At 57.7% G+C, this 25491-nt stretch carries 26 protein-coding genes and 1 pseudogene; 17 read left to right on the top strand and 10 right to left on the bottom strand.

Annotated features, from left to right (window positions below; genetic code table 11):
* Nucleotides 1–194 precede the first annotated feature (194 nt).
* The 5 genes from LAQ74_RS11360 to LAQ74_RS11340 all read left to right on the top strand — a co-directional run bounded on the left by LAQ74_RS11360 (nucleotide 195) and on the right by LAQ74_RS11340 (nucleotide 4018).
* Entirely contained in the window at nucleotides 195–845 is a 651-nt protein-coding gene (locus LAQ74_RS11360) for a helix-turn-helix domain-containing protein (RefSeq protein ID WP_224332659.1), read from the top strand.
* Nucleotides 846–916: 71 nt separating this feature from the next.
* Nucleotides 917–1261 carry a HalOD1 output domain-containing protein gene (locus tag LAQ74_RS20635; RefSeq protein ID WP_425498485.1) on the top strand — a complete coding sequence of 115 codons (345 nt, stop codon included), beginning with the start codon at nucleotides 917–919 and terminating at the stop codon, nucleotides 1259–1261.
* A 115-nt stretch (nucleotides 1262–1376) separates the two neighbouring features.
* A complete protein-coding gene (locus LAQ74_RS11350) occupies nucleotides 1377–1715 on the top strand; it encodes a hypothetical protein (RefSeq protein WP_224332658.1) in 339 nt (112 codons plus the stop codon).
* A gap of 525 nt (nucleotides 1716–2240) precedes the next feature.
* Nucleotides 2241–2810: a DoxX family protein gene (locus LAQ74_RS11345; RefSeq protein ID WP_224332657.1), complete on the top strand. Its 570-nt coding sequence runs from the start codon at nucleotides 2241–2243 to the stop codon at nucleotides 2808–2810.
* A gap of 149 nt (nucleotides 2811–2959) precedes the next feature.
* The gene (locus LAQ74_RS11340) at nucleotides 2960–4018 is read left to right on the top strand and encodes a PDDEXK family nuclease (protein WP_224332656.1); all 1059 of its coding nucleotides are present in this window, start codon (nucleotides 2960–2962) and stop codon (nucleotides 4016–4018) included.
* A 1011-nt stretch (nucleotides 4019–5029) separates the two neighbouring features.
* Here the strand turns inward: LAQ74_RS11340 and LAQ74_RS20630 are convergent.
* Entirely contained in the window at nucleotides 5030–5644 is a 615-nt protein-coding gene (locus tag LAQ74_RS20630) for a hypothetical protein (protein WP_224332655.1), read from the bottom strand.
* Between the two features lie 219 nt (nucleotides 5645–5863).
* On the opposite strand from LAQ74_RS20630, the gene LAQ74_RS11330 reads away from it, so the two are divergent.
* The 5 genes from LAQ74_RS11330 (at nucleotide 5864) to LAQ74_RS11315 (ending at nucleotide 9376) form a co-directional block, all read left to right on the top strand.
* Entirely contained in the window at nucleotides 5864–6796 is a 933-nt protein-coding gene (locus LAQ74_RS11330; RefSeq protein ID WP_224332654.1) for a transcription initiation factor IIB, read from the top strand.
* A gap of 332 nt (nucleotides 6797–7128) precedes the next feature.
* Nucleotides 7129–7698: a DUF7342 family protein gene (locus LAQ74_RS11325; protein WP_224332653.1), complete on the top strand. Its 570-nt coding sequence runs from the start codon at nucleotides 7129–7131 to the stop codon at nucleotides 7696–7698.
* Nucleotides 7695–8129, top strand: coding sequence for a toxin-antitoxin system TumE family protein (locus LAQ74_RS20625; RefSeq protein WP_425498484.1), 435 nt, complete (start codon nucleotides 7695–7697; stop codon nucleotides 8127–8129). The genes LAQ74_RS11325 and LAQ74_RS20625 overlap by 4 nt, the downstream gene beginning before the upstream one ends.
* A 153-nt stretch (nucleotides 8130–8282) precedes the next feature.
* Entirely contained in the window at nucleotides 8283–8933 is a 651-nt protein-coding gene (locus LAQ74_RS11320; protein ID WP_224332652.1) for a ribonuclease HI family protein, read from the top strand.
* Nucleotides 8934–9103: 170 nt separating this feature from the next.
* Complete coding sequence (locus LAQ74_RS11315) at nucleotides 9104–9376, top strand: hypothetical protein (protein ID WP_224332651.1); 273 nt, start codon at nucleotides 9104–9106, stop codon at nucleotides 9374–9376.
* Nucleotides 9377–9451: 75 nt separating this feature from the next.
* On the opposite strand, the gene LAQ74_RS11310 is transcribed toward LAQ74_RS11315, so the two are convergent.
* Nucleotides 9452–10084: an RNA 2'-phosphotransferase gene (locus LAQ74_RS11310; RefSeq protein WP_224332650.1), complete on the bottom strand. Its 633-nt coding sequence runs from the start codon at nucleotides 10082–10084 to the stop codon at nucleotides 9452–9454.
* A 378-nt stretch (nucleotides 10085–10462) separates the two neighbouring features.
* A complete protein-coding gene (locus LAQ74_RS11305) occupies nucleotides 10463–10702 on the bottom strand; it encodes a DUF7961 domain-containing protein (RefSeq protein WP_224332649.1) in 240 nt (79 codons plus the stop codon).
* A 939-nt stretch (nucleotides 10703–11641) separates the two neighbouring features.
* Here LAQ74_RS11305 and LAQ74_RS11300 point away from each other — a divergent pair.
* Nucleotides 11642–12283: pseudogene (locus LAQ74_RS11300) on the top strand (DUF429 domain-containing protein).
* A 61-nt stretch (nucleotides 12284–12344) separates the two neighbouring features.
* Here LAQ74_RS11300 and LAQ74_RS11295 read toward each other — a convergent pair.
* The 6 genes from LAQ74_RS11295 to LAQ74_RS11270 all read right to left on the bottom strand — a co-directional run bounded on the left by LAQ74_RS11295 (nucleotide 12345) and on the right by LAQ74_RS11270 (nucleotide 17958).
* Nucleotides 12345–12833, bottom strand: a complete 489-nt coding sequence (locus LAQ74_RS11295) for a hypothetical protein (protein WP_224332648.1) — start codon at nucleotides 12831–12833, stop codon at nucleotides 12345–12347.
* A gap of 178 nt (nucleotides 12834–13011) precedes the next feature.
* Nucleotides 13012–15120 carry a type B DNA-directed DNA polymerase gene (locus LAQ74_RS11290; RefSeq protein ID WP_224332647.1) on the bottom strand — a complete coding sequence of 703 codons (2109 nt, stop codon included), beginning with the start codon at nucleotides 15118–15120 and terminating at the stop codon, nucleotides 13012–13014.
* Between the two features lie 2 nt (nucleotides 15121–15122).
* Nucleotides 15123–15383 (bottom strand): DUF8156 family protein, encoded by a 261-nt coding sequence (locus LAQ74_RS11285; RefSeq protein WP_224332646.1) that lies wholly within the window; start codon nucleotides 15381–15383, stop codon nucleotides 15123–15125.
* Nucleotides 15370–15852 (bottom strand): hypothetical protein, encoded by a 483-nt coding sequence (locus LAQ74_RS11280; RefSeq protein WP_224332645.1) that lies wholly within the window; start codon nucleotides 15850–15852, stop codon nucleotides 15370–15372. Before LAQ74_RS11280 ends, LAQ74_RS11285 begins: the two co-directional genes overlap by 14 nt.
* A 269-nt stretch (nucleotides 15853–16121) precedes the next feature.
* On the bottom strand, nucleotides 16122–17135 hold the full coding sequence (locus tag LAQ74_RS11275; RefSeq protein ID WP_224332644.1) for a Cdc6/Cdc18 family protein: 1014 nt from the start codon (nucleotides 17133–17135) through the stop codon (nucleotides 16122–16124).
* A gap of 550 nt (nucleotides 17136–17685) precedes the next feature.
* Entirely contained in the window at nucleotides 17686–17958 is a 273-nt protein-coding gene (locus tag LAQ74_RS11270) for a HalOD1 output domain-containing protein (RefSeq protein ID WP_224332643.1), read from the bottom strand.
* 309 nt (nucleotides 17959–18267) lie between these two features.
* On the opposite strand from LAQ74_RS11270, the gene LAQ74_RS11265 reads away from it, so the two are divergent.
* Complete coding sequence (locus tag LAQ74_RS11265; RefSeq protein ID WP_224332642.1) at nucleotides 18268–18492, top strand: hypothetical protein; 225 nt, start codon at nucleotides 18268–18270, stop codon at nucleotides 18490–18492.
* A gap of 21 nt (nucleotides 18493–18513) precedes the next feature.
* Here LAQ74_RS11265 and LAQ74_RS11260 read toward each other — a convergent pair whose 3' ends face one another.
* Complete coding sequence (locus tag LAQ74_RS11260) at nucleotides 18514–19947, bottom strand: S8 family peptidase (protein ID WP_224332641.1); 1434 nt, start codon at nucleotides 19945–19947, stop codon at nucleotides 18514–18516.
* Between the two features lie 213 nt (nucleotides 19948–20160).
* On the opposite strand from LAQ74_RS11260, the gene LAQ74_RS11255 reads away from it, so the two are divergent.
* The 5 genes from LAQ74_RS11255 to LAQ74_RS11235 all read left to right on the top strand — a co-directional run bounded on the left by LAQ74_RS11255 (nucleotide 20161) and on the right by LAQ74_RS11235 (nucleotide 25202).
* Complete coding sequence (locus LAQ74_RS11255) at nucleotides 20161–20871, top strand: YqjF family protein (RefSeq protein WP_224332640.1); 711 nt, start codon at nucleotides 20161–20163, stop codon at nucleotides 20869–20871.
* Between the two features lie 257 nt (nucleotides 20872–21128).
* Nucleotides 21129–22574 carry a sulfatase gene (locus LAQ74_RS11250; RefSeq protein WP_224332639.1) on the top strand — a complete coding sequence of 482 codons (1446 nt, stop codon included), beginning with the start codon at nucleotides 21129–21131 and terminating at the stop codon, nucleotides 22572–22574.
* A 2-nt stretch (nucleotides 22575–22576) separates the two neighbouring features.
* The gene (locus LAQ74_RS11245) at nucleotides 22577–23002 is read left to right on the top strand and encodes a GtrA family protein (RefSeq protein ID WP_224332638.1); all 426 of its coding nucleotides are present in this window, start codon (nucleotides 22577–22579) and stop codon (nucleotides 23000–23002) included.
* 145 nt (nucleotides 23003–23147) lie between these two features.
* Entirely contained in the window at nucleotides 23148–23306 is a 159-nt protein-coding gene (locus LAQ74_RS11240; protein ID WP_224332637.1) for a hypothetical protein, read from the top strand.
* Between the two features lie 165 nt (nucleotides 23307–23471).
* The gene (locus tag LAQ74_RS11235) at nucleotides 23472–25202 is read left to right on the top strand and encodes an ATP-dependent DNA ligase (RefSeq protein WP_224332636.1); all 1731 of its coding nucleotides are present in this window, start codon (nucleotides 23472–23474) and stop codon (nucleotides 25200–25202) included.
* Nucleotides 25203–25491: the final 289 nt, after the last annotated feature.

Below are 25491 nucleotides of genomic sequence, written 5' to 3'. Positions count from 1 at the left end.
AATCCAATACTGACAGTTGTTGAGGAATTCGCTCACCGGCTGCTGTAATACACAGCGCGAATGCAGCATGAGGTGAGAGTTGATCTGCGAAGGACGGTGGTCGGTAAGTACAGGACATTGGTTTACTAAACGGTGGAAGTACCCCGAGGATCAGTAGCGACTAACCCAAAAGGCTGAATCGCTAGTAATCAGGTATGGCTATTGAGGCCTCATTCACTATCGAGCAGTCGGATTTCCCGTTGAGTGCTGTTTTCGAGCAATTAACCGATGTAACTATTGAGTTAGACCGGGTTGTACCAACGGGTGAGGCGGTTGTCCCCTATTTCTGGATTTCTGCCGATGACACGGCTAAACTCACCACAGATTTGAGTGCTGATCTTGGTATCAATCAGGTCAAAGTAATCGATCAACTGGAGAAACAGATGTTTGTTCGTATTGATTGGAATCTCAACTATGAGAGTATTCTGACGGCTATCGTCAACACCGATATTACGCTCCTTTCTGGAATTGGAAACAACAAGCAATGGACGTTTGAGGTCCGTGCAAGCGAACAACAGGGCCTCTCAGATTTCCAGACGTACTGTCAAGAGAACGGTATTCCGGTTGAGCTTACTGAGCTACACGCTATTTCGTCGATCAGGTCTGATCGGGAGTTCAATCTAACAGATGGCCAACGGAAAGCGTTGGTACTGGCGTATTCCCGTGGATACTTTGACTCGCCGCGAGACGCAACTCAAGGAGATCTCGCAGACGAACTCAAGATCACCCGGAAAGCGGTCTCATCACGGTTACAACGCGGTATTCGACGTCTCGTAGCGAGTACCCTGGTGACTCCCGACGAGTGAGGATGGAAACTTCATATAAAAGTATGTTGCGCAAGCAAAAGCCACCCTCAACCCCATAGAAAGCCTCCATTATGTTGATGGAACCCCCCCAAGAGATTCTGGCTGGTAAAATCACACCGTCGATGAGTGTTATTGAATTCGATGTGGATACAGAATGTTTCCGGGCGACGTACGACAGTACTCGTGACTCGGCGAGTTCAGCAGTCGTTGGAGTTGTTGCGACCGCTCTTGACAGGGACCCACTGCATTTGACCCCGCTCCAGTCTACTATTGAAACAGACGCTCTTGAGAAACTGGCTACAGAGTCATCTAACGGTCTCGGGAACTGTGTTAGTATTTCGTTCTGTTACGAGGGTTTTGACGTGACAGTAAGCAGCAACGGAATTATTGAGGCAACCCCCACCGAGAACACATAATCGGTATCGATGCTTCCGTATCAAATTGTGTGTGCGAACTGTGGGACGTCTCGAATAGGCCGGAAACTAATGCCTGATGTTGAGGTCATTCCGTATCAGGATACGGGCTCCAAGTATGGATGCAAGAATTCCCATATCGGAGGTGAGACAGGAGATGAATGAGCGGGCGGATTCGAGTCGTGGGGACTTCCTGACTGTGCTACGAGAGCAACAACAGCGCGTGGTGACTGCATTAGAAACAGAAGAGACAATCGATGCAACACCAATTATTCGGGATGAGGAAGTCCTCTCCTGCGAGGAGTACGTCACACTCGTCTATGAACTCCACCACGCCCACCTTCTTGAATTACAGACTGCTGGAGTGATTGAGCTTAATCGACACGAAGAGACAGTGACACGAGGGTCACGGTTCCACGAGGCCCGCCCAGTACTCAAACGCGGTGACGACCGTTGAGCCGCTACGGACAGATATCGGCATATTCTGCCATTTCGATTTGTTCTAGCGAAGATTATACTGATTCACGCTCTTAGCCACAGAATCACCGATTCTATTCACATGAGGACCTAAGAGGTGATGCAGCGTGGTTTACCACGAAAGAAATCCCGCACCCGTACTGAATACACCCTCTGTATCTCGCAGACTGCTACTGAAGAACGATTGAGAAGTCCCTACCGGTGATGGACTCGACGCAGCGCATCAGCCGTTGCTGTCCCCGAGATACGGATGTATTTCTGTGCAGTCGCCAAATCGCTCCACCCCATCAGAGCTTGTAGCGGAACCGGGGCGACGCCATTCTCGGTGTTTTCGGACTGAAACCTTCCAAGCCGGATTCCCACCGTGTGGGAAGCCCCGCCGTTTACGGCGGGGAGGATGTTACTGGAGAATACGCTCGTGTGTATGCCTTGGCTGCGTGACACAGTCATTCAATATGTGTTTATTATCTAATACAACGTTACTAGAGGTAGGAGGTTTCTCCCAATGTCTGCAAACAACATTCCAACAACTACTGTAAATTCCTTTGAGAGCTCCATCGGTGGCTACACTATTCGCGGACAGGCCCACAGCCTTAGTGCGTGGTTCGTCCTCGCACTCCGACTCGTCATCGGCTTCGCGTTTCTCTACTCGGGAGTGACGAAGGTCCTCGGTGGATTCGCCTCGCAAGGCTACCTCGCGAACGTCGCCGCGACCAACGGCAACCCGCTCGCGGGCGTGTTCCTGTGGATGAGCCAGACGCCGTGGTTCGTCAGCTTCGTCGACATCGCCGTCCCGTGGGGTGAGGTCGCCATCGGCCTCGGCATCATGGTCGGCCTGTTGACCCGCCTGGCGGCGTTCTTCGGGGCAATGATGATGGTCCTCTTCTACTTCGGGAACTGGGACCTTGCGCACGGATTCATCAACAGCGACTTCATGTACGCGTTGGTGTTCCTCGCGGTCGCAGCGTTCGGTGCTGGCCGCATCCTCGGCCTCGACGCACTCGTCGAACGCTACGAGATCGACGGCGTCGCGCTCATCGAGAAGTACCCGAAGCTCGACTACATCCTCGGGTAGCGCTCTCCGTCTCTTCTCGTGCTTTTTCCTGTTTTCCTCTTCACATAGAACCAGCGATACGGCTGGGTAACTCTTCGACCGGCTGAGTACAGTATCGTAATAGTGTGTGGGAGATATTATTTGACCACACAGCTATACTATGCGTGTGCATGATATTTTCTGTTGACAAGGATACTCAATCTCTCAACCACCTTCCTGAACATCAGTTCTCATCACTAGGGATACTCGAACGGCAAGACCTCGAGGAGTGGGTCATCGATGAACCACGCATTCTGGGTGAAGAACTTCTCGTGGTCACATCTGAGTTTGAAGGCTTCGAGGATACAGCCGACCGACTTGACGTCCTTGCTCTTGACACATCCGGGAAACTCGTTGTCGTCGAACTCAAGCGAGACAAAGCAGACAAAACGACCGACCTCCAAGCGATAAAATACGCCAGCTATTGCTCTACACTAACAGCCGAGGACGTTCAAAAAGAGTATCGAACCTTTTGGAATACGAGAGACAACGAGGAGTACTCTCCAGAGGATGTTGGTGCAGATTTCGTTGAGTTCCTCGATAGGAATCTCGGTGGAGAGTACGTAACCAAGACAGAGGATGGATGGGCCGATTTCGAGTTGAGCGATAAGCCACGTATTCTGCTTGCTGCAGGCGAGTATGGCATCGAAATCACTTCTCCGGTCATGTGGCTCATCGAGGAGTATGGAGTCGACATCACGTGTGTCCGTATCGAGGCCCACGAACACCAAGGCCGAATCTTACTCAATACACAGCAGGTTATCCCGGTCACAGAAGCCGAAGAGTACATGACCAGACGCCGACAGAAACAGGAGAAGCAGACGCAAAGTGGCGAATATAAAACGACTCTCTCAGTACTTCTTGAACGGGATGTGTTGGCTCCCGGTGACATCGTCGTATTCGACAAAGCGAGAGTACCCGATCAAGCCAACAGAGAGTGGGACCCTGAGGATGATTTCTGGCGCGGACGTGTCACCGAAAATCGGGGGCAATCTGACGCGCTAGAGTGGCTCTATGACAACGAACTGTGTTCTTTTACTGGGGCAGCGAAGGAATTGCTTCACGAATTGGTGGAACGAGATCGAGACAAGGTACTTAGTGGATATGAGTATTGGACTCATCCTGAGTTCGAGTATGAGCGCCTCTATAACTTGCGTGACCAGGCTGTGACTGGTGACAAGCGGCAGTAGTAGACCGAATTCACAAACCCAGTTCGCACTCGCACGGGTATCGCCTCTACTCTTGGCCTGTTTTTCGCGCCCCAGAGGGCTGGAGGCGCGAAGTTCACTTAGTCGTCTCCGTATTTACCATGTCGAGTCAGAAGCAACCCGCGGACGCAGGACCGACCAGTAACCAACTCAGCCGTTCTCGAAACTGGAGGCAACACCAACTCCTTCGAGTCGCCGAATGGGTACCCGGCCGAGAACCAACAGACAGCTACGTAGAACTCCCAGATCCGCAGGTACGCGAGTACCGAACGAGCTACTGGCGCTGTGAGAAATGCGGCCAAGAGCGCAACGACGTTGAGGATTTCATCGAATCGTGCACTATCGAATCATCGACCGATGCCGTAACTGATGGTGGGTATTCGATCGACGACCCGCGAACTCGCCGGGCGATAACCGAAGCTATCGACGTCCGTTTCGGAACGTGTGGACCGCAGTACGTCGTCCACAGCGAGAGCGGGAATACGTACGTCGTCGATATCGCCGCACGGAGTTGTAGCTGTCCTGACTACGAGAAACGAGATCCTGTGAATGGGTGTAAGCACATTCGTCGCGTCGACATGGAAATTCGCGCAGCAAAGACGCCACGACCGGATGGCCGGTTTGTTCGACCAGGGACGATTGTGAGGAAGTGAGCTGGCGGTAGGGTGGTGACAAACTTACAGGGGTACCCACGCGGAAGGACCCAAGTATACTATCGGCTCCTGATTTTCACGAGAGAGTCTCCACCTGGCACATTCGTATACCAAGTATAAAAGGAGATACACTAACGTAGCCGGTGGGTTAGTGCTGTCCACGAAGGTGTACCGGATACGTCCCCACCATCCGAACACACAATGATCCTCAGAACCGCCGCCGATAAAGCAGAAGATCGATATCGCCGATCAGATACGTGATCTCGTCGCCGATGTCGCCATCAACCCGGCCGTGTGGACAGGGTTCGCTTGGCAGTCGACTTTTGTGCAGTACTCTCCATCAATCGAGACCATAAGAAATCGCCTCGAAAATTCGGTCGTGAAGGGATTCTCTCGGGAGTTTTGCACAGAAGGAGAGCCACCCTTCAGTTGAACACTCGTCGTAGAACTCAATGACGGTCGCGTAGTACTCCGTATCGACTGCTCGGTCTGTCGTGTCCATGCGCAATTGGATGGTGGCCAGGTCGGCATCCAGGTAAATCACCCGTCCCGGTTGGGGAAGCAGGCATGAAAGGAAGACACCCGACGGTCCATACACATCGTAGAAGAATTGGTGATAATACCGGTCAAAGACGACAACTTGGTCATGAAACCGAATGGAAACAACCCCTATCGTGACCAGTGCAAACCAAAAGCCAACCACGGCGAACAGTACCCGTCGAAGAAGGTACAATAGACGGGAAGTACTCGGACCGTGCGTTTGTGTCTTCCGTGGGCCAAGTTGTCTCCGGAGTCGATCTGCACAGGGAATTGTGTCAGAGAGGTAGTAGAGCGCGTGAACGTAGTGAGCGTCGTAACCGATCGCTTGGAGGTGCTCAACGAGGAGCTTCGCCTGTGTGGTTTTTCCGCTTCCATCTGGTCCAACGATGGCAATCGTACGCGCTGGCTGGCGCATCAAGTAGATAGCTTAGGCTAGCTCACAACGGACAAGAATAGTCCTTCTCACAGGGTTACCGTGATGTTCAGCGATACATTTTCTCACCCCTTGTTGACAGAGCAGCCGGATGGTTGGTTCGTCCGACCAGGGACGACTGTGAGACGGTAACTCAGAGAATTTTATCGCCGCCCCCGAGGGGTGCGGGGCGGTCAGAAAGTGGTCGTCCCGAGATCGAAGATGACGACGAGAAATGTCTACACCACAACGTTTGACGAATCGAACGGACAGACCATCCAAACCAAACACTGCCCCGAATGTGACGGCAGACTCCGAACTGAAGGCGGTGAACACCGGTGTAGCGAGTGCGGGCTGATTGTCAACGAATACTGGATTGACAAAACGGCTGAGCCACGTGTCTTTTCATCGGAAGAGCGGAGTCGAAAACGGACTGGGGCGCCGTTGACAGTAAGTCGGCACGATCGGGGACTGTCGACCGAAATCGGCTACAAAACGGACGGATACGGCAAGACGCTCTCAGGTAAAAGACAACGAGAGTTCGGCCGGCTTCGAAAGCAGCAGAACCGGGCGCGGTTCGGCTCAAAACAGGAGCGAAACCTCGCACATGGGTTTGGTGAGATCAAGCGGATGAGCAGTGCGCTCGGAGTTGACGAAAGCGTGACCGAGTTCGCCTCACAAATATTCAGAACGGCTCAAAAAGAGAACCTCCTCGTCGGACGATCAATTGAGTCGATGACAGCGGCAAGTCTGTACGCAGCGTGTCGATGTACGAATGTGACTCGGACGCTCGATGAAGTTGCACAGGTGGCTGCGTGTCGACGCGGGCGCGTGAAGAACGACTACAAAGTGCTCAACGCCGAGTTGGGGTTAGCGACAGTGGTACAGCGACCGAAGCAACTCGTGCCGCGGATTGCGTCTGTGTGTGATGTCTCACGACTGGCCGAACGGCAGGCACTCGAACTTGCAGATATCGCCTGGGATGAGGGAGTAGCGAACGGGCGAGCGCCTTCAGGCATTGCAGCAGCGTGTATCTCCATGGCCGTCGACGAATTCGGTGAGGCAGTCACGCAGGCAGAGATTGCAGAGGCAGCTGGGACGTCTCCTGTGACGCTTCGAGAGCGATACGAGGACCTGCAGGGAGTGGGGATATGATATCTTCAGTACAAGTCTAGGCGGGACATCTCGATCTCGTCGAGTTACTCCTATGCACTCGTAAGGATCTCTTCGGGGATAGAGATAGAGACAGACATTGCTTCGGATATCAGCTGCGTGTCTGAGATCGTCGGTGTATCCCGACCGGCTGAACAAGACATACAAGGGCTCGACATTCGCAGGTTCATCTCCCCATTGCACCTCCGTCGCATCGGGTGCTTGCTTTCCTCAACGAGCGAAGCGAGTAGGGCAGAGTAGTTTACTCGGCCACCTTCAAACGGGATAATACCATAGAGAAAAGACTTATTCCGTTTCAACCTCTGCATGCTTCTATGGAGGAACCACGCGACGACCTGAAGGCTACCCCCCACGAGCGTGGTGAGAAACCGGACTTCGATGCCTTGACGTCACCTGAGGATGTCGTCCGCGGCGAACGCACACGCGACGATTTCTTCGATGCAGTCCTTGCACTTAATCGCCCTACACCTGTCGACGAAGTCGCTGACCTCGCTGGTCATGGAGTCGACGCGGCGCGTGAATATCTGAAGTGGTTCGAGCGAATGGGAATCGCCACACGAGTCACGACGTCACCAGCGACGTACGAACGCAACGACGAATTCCTCCGGTGGCGACGTGTCCAGACACTTCGCAATCAGTATACGAGTAACGAATTGCTCGGATTCCTCGAAGACGAGACAGAGCGCGAACAATCGTACGCGGCTGAATTCGGCGTCGAGTCTCCAGAGGAGGTCTCTCTTTCGCAGTTTGCAGCTGAGTCCGATCGTTCCCTCGAGGCTGTCTGGGATGACATCTCAATGTGGAAGACAACGCAGCGCCGTATCACGCTTCTCGAACAGGCGTTGTCCGGCTCTGACGGCTCAGTTGAACGCAGCACGGCATGACAGGCGGGGAGAATACGGATGAAAGCGGAGCGCCGGTCGATTTTGACCGACTCGAAACCATCGACGAACGACTTGCAACCGATGGTCGATTCACCCGAACTACTCTCCGCCCGGCGTTCGCCCCTGACCGACTCGTCTGTATATACGATTCGAACTTCTACCCAAATAGCGTCGAGACCGCCCGCCTCGAGATAATCTGGTATTCGAACGGAGATTTCTCTATCCACTATCATGAGACCCACCACGATGGAACATTCGACTATCGCTGGGACCACCATCCGTCGAGTCACAACGCGCGCGACCACATCCACCCTGGACCGAACGCACCGACGCCCGGAGAAGATACATCATACCCGGAAGATTGGCGGGACGTCCTCTCGACAGTCCTCTCCGAAATTGAAGACCGACAACGAGCGTTCTGGACGGTCTGAGTTGCGACCCTGTGTCATAGGAGCGCGAGCACCTGAAGAGATTATTCCGCTCGACCGCCGAAGTACCACTATGCAGCGGTCCGACCAGACGATGAGGTCACCTACAGGCGGGGACGTTGACTCTCGGTACCGAGGCCAAACGGAGACAGCGAGATGACCGACGAATCTCTTCCAGTCGAACACCTTTCGCCTCTCGCCATCCTCGTCGACGAGGTACTCGCGGAGGTCGGCTACGAGATGACAGTCGCTGTCGATGTGATCGATGACGCTGTCCCCGGTTTCGGCGGCCTGTTCGACCCCACGACGACCCGGGCAGAGCTACGAGACGCGCTCGAAGACCTGCTGGCATCGGAACTCACTCGACCACCTCTCCTCGAGCCAAACGGCGATTCCTTCGTTCTCTACGTCGATGGGAGTTCACGCGGCAACCCAGGTCCCGCTGGTGCGGGCGCTGTCATCATGGACGCTTCGGAGGAACAACTCGCTAATCTCGGCCGACCGGTAGGTTCCCACGCGGGGAACAACACCGCCGAGTACGTCGCCCTCCGGCTCGGGCTCTCCGAACTGTTGACTCGCTATGAGCCGCACAGTTTGGAAGTGCGTATCGACTCGATGACGGTCATCCGAGATGTCTGGGAGGGAAACGACCCAACGGAACCGGGCGTCGAGACGTACAGCGAGGCCGTCGAAGCGGCTCTGTCTAGCGTCCCGGAACACCGGTACACGCATCTCGCTGACAACGACCCGAATCCCGCTGATGCGTTAGCGACGGTCGGTGCCGACATCGCGGGGTTTGGGCCCTGATAGGAGACCCGCTCCGCTCAGGAACTCGAAGACAGCTACGAATCGAGTCGAACAATTGGTATCCAGCCATCTGTAGAGACGAAACCGAACTCGATGGGCAATTCTACGAGACGCTTGCCTGCCTACGTCGATCGTATGACCGCTGTGCGGACAGACGGTAACTGGGAGGCGTGGCTCTCGTTTTTCATCGAAGAATCGCCAAGCAAGCCGAAGAATCCGTTATCCGCATACTTCCACTAGACGAGCTTCGACGGCGGTACGAGGACGAACACGGCGGTGTCGCGTACACGAAGATCCAACTCGCCTGCAAGCTCTTCGAGCAGCCGTCCCTCACGACGAAGACCGTCACAAAGCTGTTCGACGTCGAGTTTTCGATGGCGTCCCGTGCGATTACGGCGTTGGAGGACGATGGTGTTCTCGAGGAAGTGACTGCGAACGCCTGAAACAAGGAGAATCGGGCGAAGGAAATTTTCGAAATTTTTGAACGACCACCACAGACATATTAGGGTGCTGGAGAGTCATTCGGATCGAACACGGTCATCGACATATTTGGACGGAACACGCTCAACAGTATACGTTCCCTCACCTCGCCGGTCGATTTGATATCCATCTCGTTTCATCGCGTTGGCGTCGACAGCGAGCACAACTGGATTGTCAGCGTGTCTCTGCCCGACAGCACGCGCCTCCTCAACCGTTTCTGAGAGATGTACGTACTGCCGTGACATCGGTCGCAATCCCTCCTCGAAAATCGAATCAAGCACCTCTGGGTCGGTTCCGTGATACAGTCGATCTGGTACTGTCGACTCGGTCGCTTCGAGATCGACATCGATTGAATGCCCGTAGGCGGCACGAATCCGATCATTTCGACGCTCAAATCGCCCCTTTTCGTCGGTTGCAACGACTGCCTCTACGTGCCCGGACTCAGCCCACGCGTACTTGCCTGTGACAGTATCGATGAGGGAATCGTAACTCGTCCATCCCTGTGAATCGATGGATAGACCGACGTCGTTGGGGAAGTGACGTAACGCACCGCTGATGAACTTCGAGAGTTGACGTCGTCGCTTTTCGTTGAGTACGGGCTTTCCTTCATTACCGCAGACGGGGCAGTCCTCCTCAGCGAAATAACCATGGTCGTCGCAGACCCGAATCACTACTCGACAAGTTGGATAGCGACCGACTTGTGGCTCACGCCTCAGAATAAGCGGCCAATCTATCTACGGCCGCTTCAAACACTCTGATAGAGAGGTCACCGATTTCCGTGATGACGAGACGCTCCGTACCTCGAACCACTTGACCTCGAGGTGGTTCACGAACGTCGGCATATTCTCCATTTCTACGAACCTGCACGTGAAGCTCACGGTTAGCGTAGTCTAAACTATCGTAGTCTAGACTACGTAGTTCAAACAACCATAGTTTATCCACGCGAAGGCAGGAGCAGTTAGCTGAAAGAGAGGGCACGTTCTAGAAATGGAAATCGTGATTTCCGAAATCCAGATTTCTTAATTTGGCGAAATCAGCGACTTGTCGGCTCAGTATTGATGCTCGAAACTCAAGTCCGCGTATTCGTACGTGTATGACTTGATATCCTTCTCGTTACAGTAGTCTGTGAGCGTCGCTGGCAGGAGATATGGATCCTCTCCGAGATGTTCTTTGAGATGATCAACAAATGCGATACGGATGTTTTCCTCATCACCATCCTCTTCTGTGACCCCAAGTATGACGGCTAAATCTGGGTCGTGGTAATCCGGCTTGATGACGTAATCGTCCAACGTGAATGAATTCTCACCAAACTCCAGATGCAAGATGCATATCAGTCGTCGGTAACACAGACAATAGTCAGATTGACCAATGGGCACGAGTTATCTCTTTAGTGGACGCCACGTACTTGCACCGCGTGTTGGTTCTTGAATGTCTGGTATGGCTAGTAACCCTGGTTTTACTATGTGTTGCCACCACCACTCTCGGAACTCATCGTAACCGCCGAGTTTACATCGCGCAGCGGCAGCATTGTGCCCGATTGGATAGTTGTCTTCGGGCACGAGGCTATTGACGATATCTTCCTTTGTAGCACCGTTGGTGGTGCATATGTACTCTCGGACTGCGAGAACAGCGGCTATACAATCGGCACGGGGAGTGGGGAATGAGACTTCTTCAAGCGCTTCATTGAGTCCGGAATCGTCTCTTATCATTTCGTAGTCACACTAAAGCGTCCTCGTTACCCGCGATTTGACGGTACTCGACACCGTTGACTAAGTGTCCACTATCTGTTTGTTCAACTGTTGCCCCTTCTTTCCAGACAGACATGCCTACCTGATGACGAGTGATTATACGCCCTTCATCCGAGGCGAATTTGGTGTTCACGTTGGGTGGTTCAGTCATCTCAATTCTAATATTGGTTCGCGACATTCTAATCCGCTCGTTTGATTTTCCCTTGTGCTCACGATTTGACCTACGGCAAGTCCCCACATATTGCTTGATAGTGCTACTCTGATAATTGTACCCACGCTTGATGATATTTCGCCTGTTTCTCGAGGATATCATCACTCACAGCATCTAGCCGAGTCAGATCCATGTTGCCCTCAATATCAGCGATCTTCACCTATTGTGCTAATGGATTCTGTGCAGCGCGGGCAATAAACTCCTCGTAGGGTTCTTTTTCACCGTTCGTTTCTCGCCTCATGAGTGCGTCAACGGCCTGACGCACGTCGGTGTCGAATTTCGTTGAGAACCTCTGGGAAGACCACCGGGATGCTGATATAATTCTCATCGATGTCCCCATTGACCTTCAGGAGAAGTCCGACGAGAAACAGTACTGCGATTCGAAAGGCCGTGAAAAACTGAGCCTAGTTCGGCATTTGAGTGTCTTTCCAACACCCATTCGAGACGTGGTGTATTGCGATAACTACGAGTCAGCGAAGGCAAAGCAAGAGGAGTTGACTGATGGGAGTCTCGACACGCAAACGTGGGTGATTTTGGATAAGATCGGGGAGTTGGACCCCTTTCCTCACGAACTCCGAAGAAGCGCAGGGAATCACCAGAAAATCCACTCTGAGGTCTGTTTCTAGGCGTTGAACGACGAGGAGACAATGAAGCACTCGAAGACAAGTCAACCACTCATGGCTTTTTTGCGCCGTGTTGAAGTTCTCGAACAAGTAGATGAGGACGTATTAACGCACTTGCGGAATGCAGGTCTTGCTATCAAGACTGATGCTTCTAATGACGATCTGTTGGATGCATTTGTGCTTGCACTCACAGCAAGCTCGTTTACCGGCCCACCCCGAACACTTCCTAGTGAGCCCAAAACAGATCCAAAAGACCTCCCAATGGAGATGGTATACGTGATACTGTAGACACGAGGGATTCGGTCTTATCTTGTTACTCGAACAGACGAAACAGACCACGAAGCGTTTGTTACCGCCAATATTTGACGAGAGTCAAGTATCCAACGTATATGAGCGCAGAGACGACAAGGGCCACAGCAAGCACCGTGACTCCGGCGAAATCTCCGAGTGCCACTCCCGGATTGTCCCAGAGGTACGCACCGCCCTCGACTGAAAAGACGAATAGTGTCCCATACACCGCAGTAAAGGCAATTGCTCGTGCGAGCGTGAGTGCGCTCAGTTCACGACGCGCGAGCAGTTCGAGCACGAAGAGGAAGGCAAGTACGAGGAAGTAAAACGGCTCCGGGAGCGCCCGTCCGAGGTCACGTGTTGCCTCTACTGCAATGACACCGTAGTACGCTAGTGCGAGCAGAACGGCACCGACGAGGGTGAGCGTTAGCCCGTAGCCGCTAATCGACTCACGCCGTGACGTGGAGTCTGATGGTTTGGAAGTGGCCGAAGTGACGGGTGGATCGATGGATTCGCGTCGGGCCGACGTCTCTGGTGGGATGTCACTCATCGTCTTTCCCTCACTATTGCTTGGAAATACGTCCGGACCGACAGGCGATCCAGTCGCTTGGTTTCGGTCCAAGTAACCATCTGGAATGCCATGGTTGGTTCACTCGACATACTTACGCTGCCTGAGAGCTTAACGAAGAAGTTCTGTGTTGCAGTAGTCGCGAAGTTTCGTTGCACGTTCACCAACTCTCGAAAGCCGAGAGCTTCGAATCCTGCGACCCTGACAGCGCATTCTCAATAGCAGACTGACGCCATCCGAGGGGTGAGAGAATGCTCTCCGCTGCCCGGAGCAGTAGCGTCTCGTAGAACGAGACATCGTACTCAGTAAGGTCTTCGTGTGCCAGCGCCACTCGATCTCTCGACCGTTTGTCGTCGCCGACGACGACGTAAGAGACGCTCTCGCCCGGACTTCGACTGAGGCCATGTCCTTCGGCCCGTTCGAGCGCTGCGACGTTCCGCGTGTACTGCGAATACTCGTCGACGCGTTTCGAGACTCGGTTGTTGATGAGGAGGTGTTCCGGTTCGACGCCACCGCGCCGAAGGCGCTCGACCCACAGCTTCAGTCGGTCGCAGACCATCTCCGGTTCTCGATGTTCGTCGAGTACCCGAACCAGATCCTTCTGCGCTTCCTCGATAAAGTCCGGTGTGCTGCGCTGGCGGCACTCGATACCTCGATACTTGTACTCGTCCTCGCCAGCAACCTTCCCGAAATACTTCGTCAACGCACCAGCGTTGCTGTCACGCATCGGGACGAACGCGATCCAGTCGTAGGCTGCCTCGTACTCCAACCGAATCCCGACCTCGCGAGTAATCCGCTCGGCGAGTTCCTCAAGCGGCGTTTGCGTCTCATCCTCAATCCGGCGAACCCAGATACTGTCAACGATACCGTGGACGATCTCCCAGCCGTTCTGCTCGAACACCTGCTTCGAGTCGAGCAGAATCTCACGAGCAAACGCGTTGATCGCCTCGTGGCACTCGATACGGCCGAACTTCGCGTTCGAGAATCCCTGATAGCCGAAGCAGGAGACGAGAATCCACTTGATGGCGTTCGAGCGCCCCTCCAGTACCTTCTCTTGCACCGGATCGTCTGTCTCGCGAAGCTCGGCCTTGATTGCGTCGCGGTCTTCAATGAGCGGTTCGAGGACGTCCGGGAGGTATCCTCGCTCGTCGCAGATGCAGTAACCCAGCCCCGGTACGTCCTCTCGACCGGCGTGGCATTCACAGCGAATCTTCTCGGGACTCACGTTGCGAGTGACGATGATGTTTGGGTACAACGATGAAAAATCGAGTTCGTGGACATCTTCGTGCAGGCCGACTTTCGGAGCGAACGTGAACCCACCGCGGTCGGCTTCGTGCAACTGGCGCATTGTCTTGAACTGCTCGTGTCGCCAGGAGTTCCACGGAACCAGCACACCTCGTTTCCGCGCCTCTCGGATTTGAATCGCTGTGAGGATATTGCCGATAGAAGACCAAGCTAGCTCCTGAAGCGGTTTCCCCGACCGTCCGACGAGGTCGAGACAGCCGTCGAGATTCGTCTGGTTCCACATGAACGTGTTCGAGCGGTCGATGATCACCCGTCCAGGGAGGTTGTATCGTGCTGGTGAATGACCGACTTTTCCGTAACTCGTATACGTCGACTCTCTCGCGAGTTGCTGCCAGCCGGAGAGACGACTCAAATCGAACTCTCGGTTCCCGACTTGGTTAGCTTGCTCGTACAGCTTCGGAATCACCTTGCTTGTGTTGACGAGGAGGATGTCGGGATCATCGGTACTGAGCCGATTGCTCACCGCTTCGAGGACATCCTCTCGTGTCCCACTCACCTCCTCGTCGCCTAATTCGACCGTCGTAATCTGACCACTAGACAACTGTAGCTCTGGAATCGAAACATCGAGAACTGAGAGGTCCCGATTCGGTATCGGCGACACGTCCTCCTCAAGACAGTATCTGAACTCTCGACTCAAATCGACGTTGTAACACCGATACTCTCCGGGCTTTCCCCACCCCCTGACTTCGTGTGCAACATCGGTAACTGCATCCAAGCCGACAACATTGACGCGCAGTACTGGTTCCGGGTCGTGTCTGAACCCGGTTCGCTCCTCTACCAAGTGCGCGAGCGTGACCTTCGGATGTCGACGCAGAACCTCCGTTATCTCTTCGAGGTTGCCGTCGCCATGCGCTGAGACGTATATCGTCGGATCGTACGAGGAGTCCCGAGTGAACTCCGCGCCGCCGGGCGTCAGCGACCACTTGAGCACGTCTCTGTCGAGATAGTCGAATTTGAACGGCATGGTCACTCAACGAATTCGTGGACGTTCATCCGACTTTCGAGCGCCGCGATTCGCTTCTCCTGTTCGAGTGCGATGGAGAACAGAATCGGAATCTCGACGAACTGGTGGTTGAGATACCCACCGGCATCCGCGTGAGCGCGAGCGTGCTCGAACAACTGGTCAAAGTGCGGTTGGTCACCGTGTCTGAGCGCTCGCCGGTAGTCCGACCACCGGTTCTCGGTCGCCCGAACCATGTCACAGTACGTCGGATTAGTTCGCCCCAACGGTGGTCACCTCCGGTGATGTCATCGCCGGAATTACGGCCGGGTGACGGGCGGCGAGAATCTGGTTCCAATACGCGATCGTTGTCTGGACCATCCCGTTCTCGAGTGGGTAGACGAGCGTCTCGAACGAGTCGCCTGAAAATCGTGGACCGTACTTGGTCAGCTCACACTCGACCGTTTCCGAAACTGCGTCGTGGAGTGGTTCGATGAGTCCGTCTCTCTCCGAGAGCGTGAGGAGGATCGGTACCTCGACATCGTCGAGCAACTCCGCAACTCGCGAGACCGCCTCCGAAAACATCCGTTCGCCCTCGCCGCGTCGGAGGTCGTCGGTCCGGTAGAACCAGTCGAACTCCGGAAGGACGACAAGCGACGCGTCGTTGGTGATCTCATCTGAGAGGTCCGTTAGCAGGCTATAGTGCTGCCACGGTGTGAACCCCCGAGCGATGTGAACCCGGTCGAGTACTCTCATATTCGGTGCGATTCGGCACAGTTGCTGGGTCGTTCCGTTTCCACGAGCGTCGACCCAGACTGCGTCCCCATCCTCCAGTAGGAGGTGATCAAGAACGAGCGACTGTAACGCACCTGTCGCTCTGCGATTCGCCTGTAAGAGTGTCATCCCGTCCTTTAGCGTCGGGAGTATCGGTTGGTCGTTGGTTGGCTGGTACATCACAGGAGAACCTAGGCGGCTTTTGTGTCATAACCAAGACAGGGCCGTTTCCGAAATTCCGATAGTGCGTTTCAGGATGCTTCCTTCCGAGGTCTGTAGGTCCGCGCACGCTTCTCGCCCTGGGCGACAATGAGTCGGTATTGCTCCATCTTCTGGAGGTAGTTGCGGACGGTTCGCTTCGTCTTCGGTTCGTCGACGTGCTCGCAGTATTCGTCGTAGAGATCACCCGGACTCATCTCACCCCTATCGAGCAAAATTTCGTAGAGGACGCGCTGATGCTCACGTAACTTGTCGGCGGTTGAGCGCCGGATCTCTTCGCGTCCATCGGGGACAGCCTCGTGTAGAACCTCGTTCGAGATCGTGTTGTGAGACTGCTGATCTGCGAGTCGCGCAGCGTTGCGGAGGATACTGATTCCGATTCTCGCATCACCAGCTGCAGCGTCGGCAATGAGTGCAAGTTGCTGATTTCCGATAGCGCTTTCCGATAATCCCCAGCGTGCCCGCGCAGCGAGAATTGCGACGAGTTCATCGAGGTGGTACCTCTCAAATTCAACTCGGACGCTCCCATGCAGACGACTCGTCAAGCGTTCATCGAACATCGAAAATAGGTCCTCTTCACGATTGGCGATGAGTACCATCGTAATCTTACGCGTGCGATAGAGGTCGTAGAGGACACTTTTGTCCTCGAGTTGGTCGACTTCGTCGAGAATGACGACATAGTGCGGTCCGTCGTACTCCTGGATACGAGTCAGGAGTTCGTCCCGTGGTGTGGAGCGCCGGTGGATGTCTACCGTCTGGTCGATTCCTTCGAGAATGCGGTAGAGCACACGAAACCGAGTGTAGTCCTGCCAGCAATTGATGTACTGGGTATTGATGTCGAGGACGTTCTCTCGGAGTCGTTCGACGGTGAACTGCGCGATGCACGTTTTCCCAACACCGGACGGTCCAAGTAAGAGCGACGTCTCGCCAGGTTGACCATCCATAATCGGTTTGAGTGCGTTCGAGAGGACGTTCGTCTCTTGATTACGATGCTCGATCTCCTGCGGGATGAACTCGGGTTGCAGCACGCGAGCATCGTTTATCATGCTTGTCAGCACTCTTCTGCGGGAACGATAATAAACGGAACCGGGTAATTTCCGATAGTTCCGATAAGTAATCTCTGTAGGGTAGACGGAGGTGTTTCCGACTAACAGTAAGTTACCCCAGACCCGACGCGCTCGCGTCGCTCGGGAAACGAGTACCACTCATCAGTCTGTTCAACGAGCCGGTGATGCTCGGAATCATCTTCGTCACGAGGGGGATGCGACTGGGAATCTGATCGCTGCGCGGTCCGGCGACGAGCGATTTCTCGGAGTCGGTGCGGTCGTCGCGAGCACCCGACGAACTCTCCTGGACCCTCAGAAGCTGGATACCCGATTCGACCGTACGGAAGTGCGACGAACGTGCTCAACAGCGATGCGGACGTACTATTCGCTACCACTCAGGCGATGGACGTTGACGAAATGCTCCGCAGGACCGGCGCACTGTTCCTTCCTGTGAGCCTCAATGACAGCTAACACTTCCGTGTACTCTCCCCTTACTGTCCTCCGAAACGAGCAGTCGGTACAGTTCAGTTCGTAGCGCTCGCCCACCAGTTTAGCTCCGGAACTCCGCGCCCTTGTCGATGTGGACCGCACCTTCGCTGGTGACGGTCACCTCGTACCCATGGTACGGAAACTCGATCCAGAGCGCGGAATCGCCGTCTCTTCCGGTCTCGGCGAGCACATCTAACGCTTCGGGGTCGACGGCCTCGTATAGTGGTACGAGCTCCGTCTGCGCGACTCCCTCCGAAGCGGCGACCCGTTCGACGACTACCTGACTTGGTGCGACTGCCTCCGCCTTCGCGCTCGACTCCTGAATGACGCTCATCGTTTCAACGATTATGTCTACAATTTATTCCATCAAATATATGGTGGAATTTCTCCTTCAGTCTCTATCGCAACAAATAATCGAGACGCACGAATCTGTCGATTCGAGAGCTACTATCGTAACGAGTGCGCTATACGAACGATTCTGAACCACCGCCGTTGGCGTTCGCCAAACGAGAGAAGTCGAAGTTCTCATCCAACCAACTCCCCCACTCCGTTTTGATCCACATCGTCGACGCCGGTCTAAGATACATCCACTCGAGACGCGTAGACCCTAACGATAAGCGACGGAGACCGACTGGAACGACGAGTGCAGACGCTCGAACGCCACGTGCTGGGCGCGGAGGCGGAGGATTTCGCGGGCATGTCCTCCGAACGGACGGAGTGGCCGCTCAGCGGATTAGTCCATCGAGTGAATCGGCTCGAAGAGACGGTTGTCGACGACGAGGAGTCCCCGAGCATCGAACAGCGTCTCGAAGAACTGGAACGGCGCGTCGAGGAACTCGAATCCTCGGACGTGCGAACCGACCGATAGCGGGCCTGCCGGGTAGTTCGACTACTCCGCCGCCTTCACCAGTCGCTTCAGGTCGAGGTGGCCCGCGCCGTGGTACGTCTCGCCGCCCTCGGCGTCGCTCGCCGTCTCCATGATGAGTGCCTCGACCTCCTCGGCGCTGGCGTCGGGTCGCAGCGAGCGAACAAGCGCCACGGCACCCGAAACCTGCGGCGCGGCCATCGAGGTGCCGGCTTTCCAGCCGTAGCCGGGGACGGCGGAGCCGTCCTCCTCGACGACGTTGACCGTCGAGAACACGAGGTCACGTTCTGCGCCCTCGACGCCGCCGTCGAGCGCGTCGAGGTCGGCATCCCCGCCGCCGGCGGAGACGTCGACGGCGCTGCCGTAGTTCGTGTAGAACGCCGGGTCCGTCGTCGGCTCTTCGAGGCGGTCGCCGGTGAGCCACTTCTCCTCGTTGTCGTCGGTTTTCTCGCCCCAACCGAAGCCGATGGGACCGGTCGCGGAGACGCCGAAGATGCCCTCGACTTCGGTCGGCAGGCTCAGGATTCCTTCGGCGTCCATGTCGAGGCCGTCGTTGCCGGCGGAGTTGACGATGATCATCTCCTGGGTGCGGGCGTACTCGGCGACGCGTCGGTACGCCTCCTGGATGGCGATCAGCTCCGGATACTCCTCGGGGTCGACGTACGGTGCCGGATAGCCGAGACTGATGTTCGCGGCGTCACAGCCCTGATTGGCCGCGTAGACGAGCGCGGCGAGCGTGTCGCCCGTCACGCCCTCGACGCCCGAGAAGACGCGAAGCGAGAGCAGTTCGGTCTCTGGGGCCGTGCCGAGAACGCCGCCGGCGGGGCCGTCGTTGCTGTTCGTCGCCGCGATGGTGCCCGCGACGTGTGTCCCGTGGTCGCCCGCGCCGTTCGGGCGGAAGTCCATCCCGTCGGTCGTGAAGTTCGCCGACAGTTCCGGGTTGACGACGTCGGCGAGGTCCGGGTGACCGTCGTAGACGCCGGAGTCGACGACGGCGACGCGCGTACCCGCGCCCTTCGTCACGTCGTGGATGAACTTGCCGCCGCCGGGCTTGTCGGTCAGGTCGCCGACGCTCTGGACGCGCTTGTCCCACTGGAGTTCGGTGTTCGTCGCCGGACCGTCGTGGTTGTGGCTCGCGCTGTTCTCGTTGTTCGCCTTCGGGCCGCTCGCCTCGGCGGCGACCCCGCCGTTGGCCTGATACACCGTCACGTCGGGCGTCGTCGCGGGCGCTCCGCCGACGGCGGCGGCGTCACCGCGCGCAACCAGCAGGTCGACCTCCGAGAGGTCGTGGATGATTTCGACGTCGTCGGGGACCTCGGCGCGCGAAACCTCGCGCAGGTCGACGAGGAACCGCTCGTCGGCCCCCGTCGCGCCCGCCGCCGTCCCCGCGCCGAGCGCGAGGCCGCCGAGTGCTGTACCGGTGAACTTCAGAAACGTCCGCCTGTTGTGATGTGTCACGATAGACACTTTCACACAATCTACATATAATTTCCTACCAGTTTCATATGTTGAACTTACGGGAAATGTTGATACTTGCCCGGACGGTTGATTTGTGTCCAGATATTCCGGCCATAATCGTAGCGTGTCGCCCCGTCCAATACGCCGTCTTCCCGGCGTCGTTCGGTCGCTCACACCGCCGACGTTTACTATCGAAGAGGTGTACGTTCGAGTATGGTTCTCCCGCTAGCGATGGGATGGCGACATCTGTTGTTCGACAACTGGCGCGTCGACGCCGACCACCTCGCGTCCCATCTCCCCGAGTCGCTCGCCGTCGACGAACACGACGGCTCCGGGTGGCTCTCGGTGGTGCCGTTCACCAACGTGAACGTCCGCCCGAGAGGGTTGCCCCGGTGGGCGAGCGTCCCACTTCCCGAACTGAACCTCCGGACGTACGTCACCCACGAGGGAGACCCGGCGGTGTACTTCTTCAGCCTCGACGCGCAGGGTGTTCTGAGCGTCCTCGGCGCGCGCGTGTTCCACCACCTCCCGTACTACTACGCCCGGATTTCGCTCGAACTGGACGACGACTGCGTCCGGTTTCGGAGTCGGCGACTCCACCCCGGCGACAGACCCGCCCACTACCGGGCGACGTACTGGCCGACCGGCGAGCCGTTCTCGTCGACCGACGACCCACTAGCGGCGTTTCTCACCGAACGCCACCGCTTCTACACCGAGGCGTCCGACGGGAGCCTCCGCTACACCGACGTCACTCACGAACCGTGGACACTCTACCCGGCCGACGCCGCCATCGAGCGCGAGAGTCTCTTTCGAGCGAACGGATTCGCCCGCCCGGCGGGTGCACCGGTTCGGTACTACAGTCCAGGGCTGGACGTAGTTGCCTCACCGAGTGTGCGCCTCTCCGAAGACGGTCGGCGCCCGTGATATCAACCGCATGTCGTGAAGTCGTGCGGCGAGCAATGGAGACGAGCGCCGGTTTAGAGCCATCTAAGGGACGGAACCGTCTATCCGAGACAGTCCATCGAAACCGAAACTGTGAGGGGGATGTCCTGCGTAGACACGGGCCGTTACTGGCGCATCCGATTCGAGACTGACCGAACCGTCTCCCCGAGGGCCGACCGAAAGAGTCGCCGGGCGGCGGACGAAGGGGCGTCAGTCTGTGGCAAGACGGTTCGCTATCCATGACGACAGACGCTGAACTCACCAACGTGGTACTCGTGACGGTCGACTCGCTCCGTGCGGACGCGATCAGTCCGTACGACGCCGAGCGGCACACTCCCGTGCTACAGGGACTGGCCGACCGCGGAACGGTGTTCGAGCACGCGTTTGCGACGGGCAACTGGACGCCGTTCTCGTTCCCCGGTCTGCTCGCCTCTCGACCGACGTTCGCGGACACGGGACGCATCGGCGTGAGCGAGACGCCGACGCTCGCCGAGACGCTGTCGACCGCCGGCGTCGCCACCGGCGGGTTCAACGCCGCCAACGGCTTTCTCACCGAACATTGGGGATACGACGAGGGATTCGACGAGTTCGAGGCGTTCGTCGCCGACATCGGGTCGAGTATCTACGGGCAGTATCTCGCCGCCCACCCGACGGTCGAGGGCTGGTTGCAACTCGCCGCGTCGCCGTTTCGGCGACTCTCCTCGCGCCTGCGGCGTGACGAGGACGACCGCCCGTTCCTCGACACGTCGCGCATGCTCGACGTGGAGCGCGCGGCGACGTCGTTCGTCGAAGACGCCGACGAACCGTTCTTCCTCTGGATTCACTACATGGACGTCCACACACCCTACGTCCCCGCACCGCGCTACATCCGCGAGGTGTCCTCGGCGGTGTTCGGCACGCACCGGATGCTCTTGGCACACACGCGAACCGGTCTCGGCCGGGAGGTCGGCGACCGGACGCTCGCGGACCTCCGGACGCTGTACCAAGGTGCGGTCAGGCAGGTCGACGCGAGCGTCGGACGGGTTCTCGACGCGCTCGACGCGACAGGTCAGCGCGACGCGACGGCCGTCGTCGTCGCCGGCGACCACGGCGAGGAGTTTCAGGAACACGGTCACCTCGCGCACTACCCGAAGCTCTACGACGAACTCGTCCACGTCCCGCTCGTCGTCGACGTGCCGGGCGCAGCGCCCCACCGAATCGACGGACCGGTCGGCCTCGACGCCGTCCCGCCGACGGTCTGCGACCTCTTCGGGGTGGACGCACCCGCCGAGTGGACCGGCGAAAGCCTCGTTTCGAGCGTCGAAGACGGCGCAGACCCCGCGGACGAACCGGTCATCTCGGTCGCCGTCCGCGGTGACGACGTGACCCAGCAGCCGATTCCGCGCGGCCTCGACGACGGCGACCTGCTCGTCAGCGTGCGAACCAGCGAGTGGACGTACATCGAAAATACGGCGACCGGCGAGGCCGAACTGTACCACCGCCCGAGCGACCCCGACCAGCAGACCGACCGGGCGGCCGACCCGACCCCGGGGGCGGACGCCGTCCTCTCCCGCCTCCGCGAGTCGGTCCGCGAGCACGCCGAACGGCTCGCCGAAGCCACCGAGCCCGAACGCGCCGACTCCGACGACGAGAGCACCGTCGACGACGCCGTCGAGACTCGCCTCTCCGCGCTCGGGTATCGGTAACGATGGTCCGAGCGCTGCTCCGCGCCCTCGTCGACGGACCGATGGCCGTCCGACTGCGTCGGTTCGTCATCGTCGGTGCCGTCGCCGCAGGCATCCAGATGGTGTTGCTGTGGCTGTTCGTCGAGCAGACCGGGATGAACTATCTGTTCAGCGCGACGATCGCCATCGAACTGACCATCGTCTTCCAGTACGTGCTGAACAACGCGTGGACCTTCCAGGCGTTCCAGAACACCGGCCTCAACGCCTTTCTCGTCGGGTTGGTGAAGACGAACCTCGTCCGCGGCAGCGCCATCCCGATACAGCTCGCCATCCTCTACGCGCTGGTGTCGTGGCGCGACGTGTCGTATCTCCCCGCCAACGGCGTCGCCATCGTCATCAGCGGCGTCTACCGGTACGTCCTCGACTCGCGGTGGACGTGGGCCGATTGAGGACGCCGTCTTTTTATCGGACCGTTCATACGCGCAATCGCACGACTGCGGCCCAGTAATCACTTTCAGTCTGGATGGAAAACTTTCTAATGCATCTGCAGTCTCAGACAACTGAGAGGGGACGGATACTCCCCCACCACCATCTATGTTCGAATCTGTCAAAGCGGTCGTCGGACGAGGGACGCACGACGCGACGCTCTACGAGTGTCGTCGCTGCGGAACCACGCTCGACCCGGACGACGAGCGCTGTCAGTGCTGTGGTTCCGGCGACGTCGCCGAATACGCCGCCGAATCGCTGGAGTGACCAGTCCGCAGGTAGAGACGCAGGGATACAGGCGCCGACACAGGGATACAGACGCCGACAATCGGATAGAGACATCGGAAACCACTCGCATCGAGCTCTCGTAGCCGAATCGCCTCGGATCGCACCCGGAGAGCCCTTATTCGGCTTCGGCCCGTAGTCGATCCGATGGAGTACGCCGCCCTCGTCGACGTCTACCGGCGCCTCGAAGCGACCGCTTCCACCACCGAGAAGACGGCCGTGGTGGCCGACTGCTTCGCCGCCGCAAGCGAGGCGGAGCTGCCCCTCGTCGTCACGCTGATCCGCGGACGCGTGTTCCCGGCGTGGGACGGCCGCGAACTCGGTGTCTCCTCCAGTCTCACCCGCGAGGCGATACGGAAAGCGACCGGCGTCGACGACGACCGGGTCGAAAGGTGGTGGCGCGAACAGGGCGACCTGGGCGACGCCGCGGCGCTGGCGGTCGAGAACCGAAGTCAGCAGACGCTGTTCTCGGAGACGCTGACGGTCGAGACAGTCCACGAGACGCTCGTCTCCGTCGCCGAGTACGCGGGCGAGGGGAGCCAGTCCCGTCGCGTTGACGGCGTGGCGAAGCTGCTGACGAGCGCCGTCCCCGACGAGGCGCGATACGTCGTCCGCACTATCGTCGGCGCGATGCGCCTCGGTATCGGCGAGGGGACCGTCCGCGACGCCGTCGCGGCGGCGTTTCTCGACGGGGACGACGAGGCCGTCGCGGCGGTCGAGCGCGCCCACCAGCTGACGAACGACTTCCGCGTCGTCGCGGAGACGGCGCGAGACGAGGGAGTCGAGGGGCTTCGAGCGCTCGACGTGGCGCTGTTCCGCCCGGTGAAGGTGATGCTCGCGCAGAAAGCCGAAGGCGTCGACGAGGCGCTCGTGGAGGTGGGTGGCGGAGCGGAGACGGAGACAGACGAGTCCGAGACGACCACCGCCGCGGCGGTTCGTTGCGAGTACAAGTACGACGGCCTCCGAACGCAGATTCACAAGCGTGGCGACGAGGTGCGCGTCTTCACCCGTCGTCTCGAAGACGTCACAGAGCAGTTCCCCGAGGTCGTCGCGGCGGTCCGAGAGCGCGTCTCCGCGACCGACTGCATCCTCGAAGGCGAGACGGTGGGATACGGCCCCGAGACGGGGCGACCACTCCCGTTTCAGGAACTCTCGCAGCGCATAAAGCGCGAGGAGCGTATCGAGGAGTTAGTCGAGTCCGTTCCGGTCGTGACGCATCTGTTCGACGCGCTCTACGTCGACGGCGAGTCGCTGCTCGACGACTCCCTTCGCGAGCGCGTCGATACGCTCGGTGACTGTCTCGACGGCGACGCGGACGGCTCCGGCGCGCTGGAACCGGCGATCGCCATCGCACCCGCCGACGAAACCGAGGCCCGCGAGTTCTACGAGGACGCCCTCTCACAGGGCCACGAGGGAATCATGGTGAAGAACCTCGACGCGGCGTACCAACCCGGGTCGCGGGTCGGCTACATGCTGAAAGTGAAACCTGTGATGGAGCCGCTCGACCTCGTCGTCGTCGGCGCGAAGTGGAGCGAGGGGCGAAAGAGCGAGTTCCTCGGCCGCCTCCACCTCGCCTGCCGCGACGACGACACCGACGAACTCCGCGACGTGGGCTGGATGTTCTCGGGACTGACCGACGAACAGCTCGCGGAGATGACGCATCGACTCGACCCGCTCGTCACCGACCGACGGGGCCGCGAGGTTCGCGTTCGCCCGGAGGTCGTCGTCGAAGTCGAGTACGAGGAGATACAGCGATCCACGGAGACCGAGTCGGGGTACGCCCTGCGCTTTCCCCGGTTCTCGGAGTTCCGTGACGACCTGTCGCCGGAGGAGGTCGACTCGCTCTCAAAAGTCGAGCGGCTGTACGACGAGCAGTAAGCAGGAGAGATGGTACTGGCTGGCTCTGGTGAAACCCTCACGCGGTGATCGGTTTCAGAGGTCGTGCTGAATACAATACGCATATCGTTCACGAGCGGACCGACGCATAGCACACCGTTTCCTCGAAAAATAGTACAACCTGTTCAACTCCTGTAGATGTTTCACGAGATGACATTATGTGACTGGACCTCATAGTAGGATGGAGGTCAACCCGTCCATGCAAGACAGAACATCACCAGACCCGTATGTGCTCTCACCACAATCGATACTCGGTTACACACCGAGGATT

The organism is Haloprofundus halobius (assembly GCF_020097835.1).
In the GTDB taxonomy this organism is placed as follows: domain Archaea; phylum Halobacteriota; class Halobacteria; order Halobacteriales; family Haloferacaceae; genus Haloprofundus; species Haloprofundus halobius.
This window is presented reverse-complemented; position numbering and strand designations above follow the sequence as displayed.

Bases quoted from the DNA above. Each gene is read 5' to 3' on its own strand.
- LAQ74_RS11360 (WP_224332659.1), top strand. From the start codon at position 195: ATGGCTATTGAGGCCTCATTCACTATCGAGCAGTCGGATTTCCCGTTG.
- LAQ74_RS20635 (WP_425498485.1), top strand. From the start codon at position 917: ATGTTGATGGAACCCCCCCAAGAGATTCTGGCTGGTAAAATCACACCG.
- LAQ74_RS11350 (WP_224332658.1), top strand. From the start codon at position 1,377: ATGGATGCAAGAATTCCCATATCGGAGGTGAGACAGGAGATGAATGAG.
- LAQ74_RS11345 (WP_224332657.1), top strand. From the start codon at position 2,241: ATGTCTGCAAACAACATTCCAACAACTACTGTAAATTCCTTTGAGAGC.
- LAQ74_RS11340 (WP_224332656.1), top strand. From the start codon at position 2,960: ATGATATTTTCTGTTGACAAGGATACTCAATCTCTCAACCACCTTCCT.
- LAQ74_RS20630 (WP_224332655.1), bottom strand. From the start codon at position 5,644: ATGCGCCAGCCAGCGCGTACGATTGCCATCGTTGGACCAGATGGAAGC.
- LAQ74_RS11330 (WP_224332654.1), top strand. From the start codon at position 5,864: ATGACGACGAGAAATGTCTACACCACAACGTTTGACGAATCGAACGGA.
- LAQ74_RS11325 (WP_224332653.1), top strand. From the start codon at position 7,129: ATGGAGGAACCACGCGACGACCTGAAGGCTACCCCCCACGAGCGTGGT.
- LAQ74_RS20625 (WP_425498484.1), top strand. From the start codon at position 7,695: ATGACAGGCGGGGAGAATACGGATGAAAGCGGAGCGCCGGTCGATTTT.
- LAQ74_RS11320 (WP_224332652.1), top strand. From the start codon at position 8,283: ATGACCGACGAATCTCTTCCAGTCGAACACCTTTCGCCTCTCGCCATC.
- LAQ74_RS11295 (WP_224332648.1), bottom strand. From the start codon at position 12,833: ATGAGTGACATCCCACCAGAGACGTCGGCCCGACGCGAATCCATCGAT.
- LAQ74_RS11290 (WP_224332647.1), bottom strand. From the start codon at position 15,120: ATGCCGTTCAAATTCGACTATCTCGACAGAGACGTGCTCAAGTGGTCG.
- LAQ74_RS11280 (WP_224332645.1), bottom strand. From the start codon at position 15,852: ATGAGAGTACTCGACCGGGTTCACATCGCTCGGGGGTTCACACCGTGG.
- LAQ74_RS11275 (WP_224332644.1), bottom strand. From the start codon at position 17,135: ATGATAAACGATGCTCGCGTGCTGCAACCCGAGTTCATCCCGCAGGAG.
- LAQ74_RS11270 (WP_224332643.1), bottom strand. From the start codon at position 17,958: ATGAGCGTCATTCAGGAGTCGAGCGCGAAGGCGGAGGCAGTCGCACCA.
- LAQ74_RS11255 (WP_224332640.1), top strand. From the start codon at position 20,161: ATGGTTCTCCCGCTAGCGATGGGATGGCGACATCTGTTGTTCGACAAC.
- LAQ74_RS11250 (WP_224332639.1), top strand. From the start codon at position 21,129: ATGACGACAGACGCTGAACTCACCAACGTGGTACTCGTGACGGTCGAC.
- LAQ74_RS11245 (WP_224332638.1), top strand. From the start codon at position 22,577: ATGGTCCGAGCGCTGCTCCGCGCCCTCGTCGACGGACCGATGGCCGTC.
- LAQ74_RS11240 (WP_224332637.1), top strand. From the start codon at position 23,148: ATGTTCGAATCTGTCAAAGCGGTCGTCGGACGAGGGACGCACGACGCG.
- LAQ74_RS11235 (WP_224332636.1), top strand. From the start codon at position 23,472: ATGGAGTACGCCGCCCTCGTCGACGTCTACCGGCGCCTCGAAGCGACC.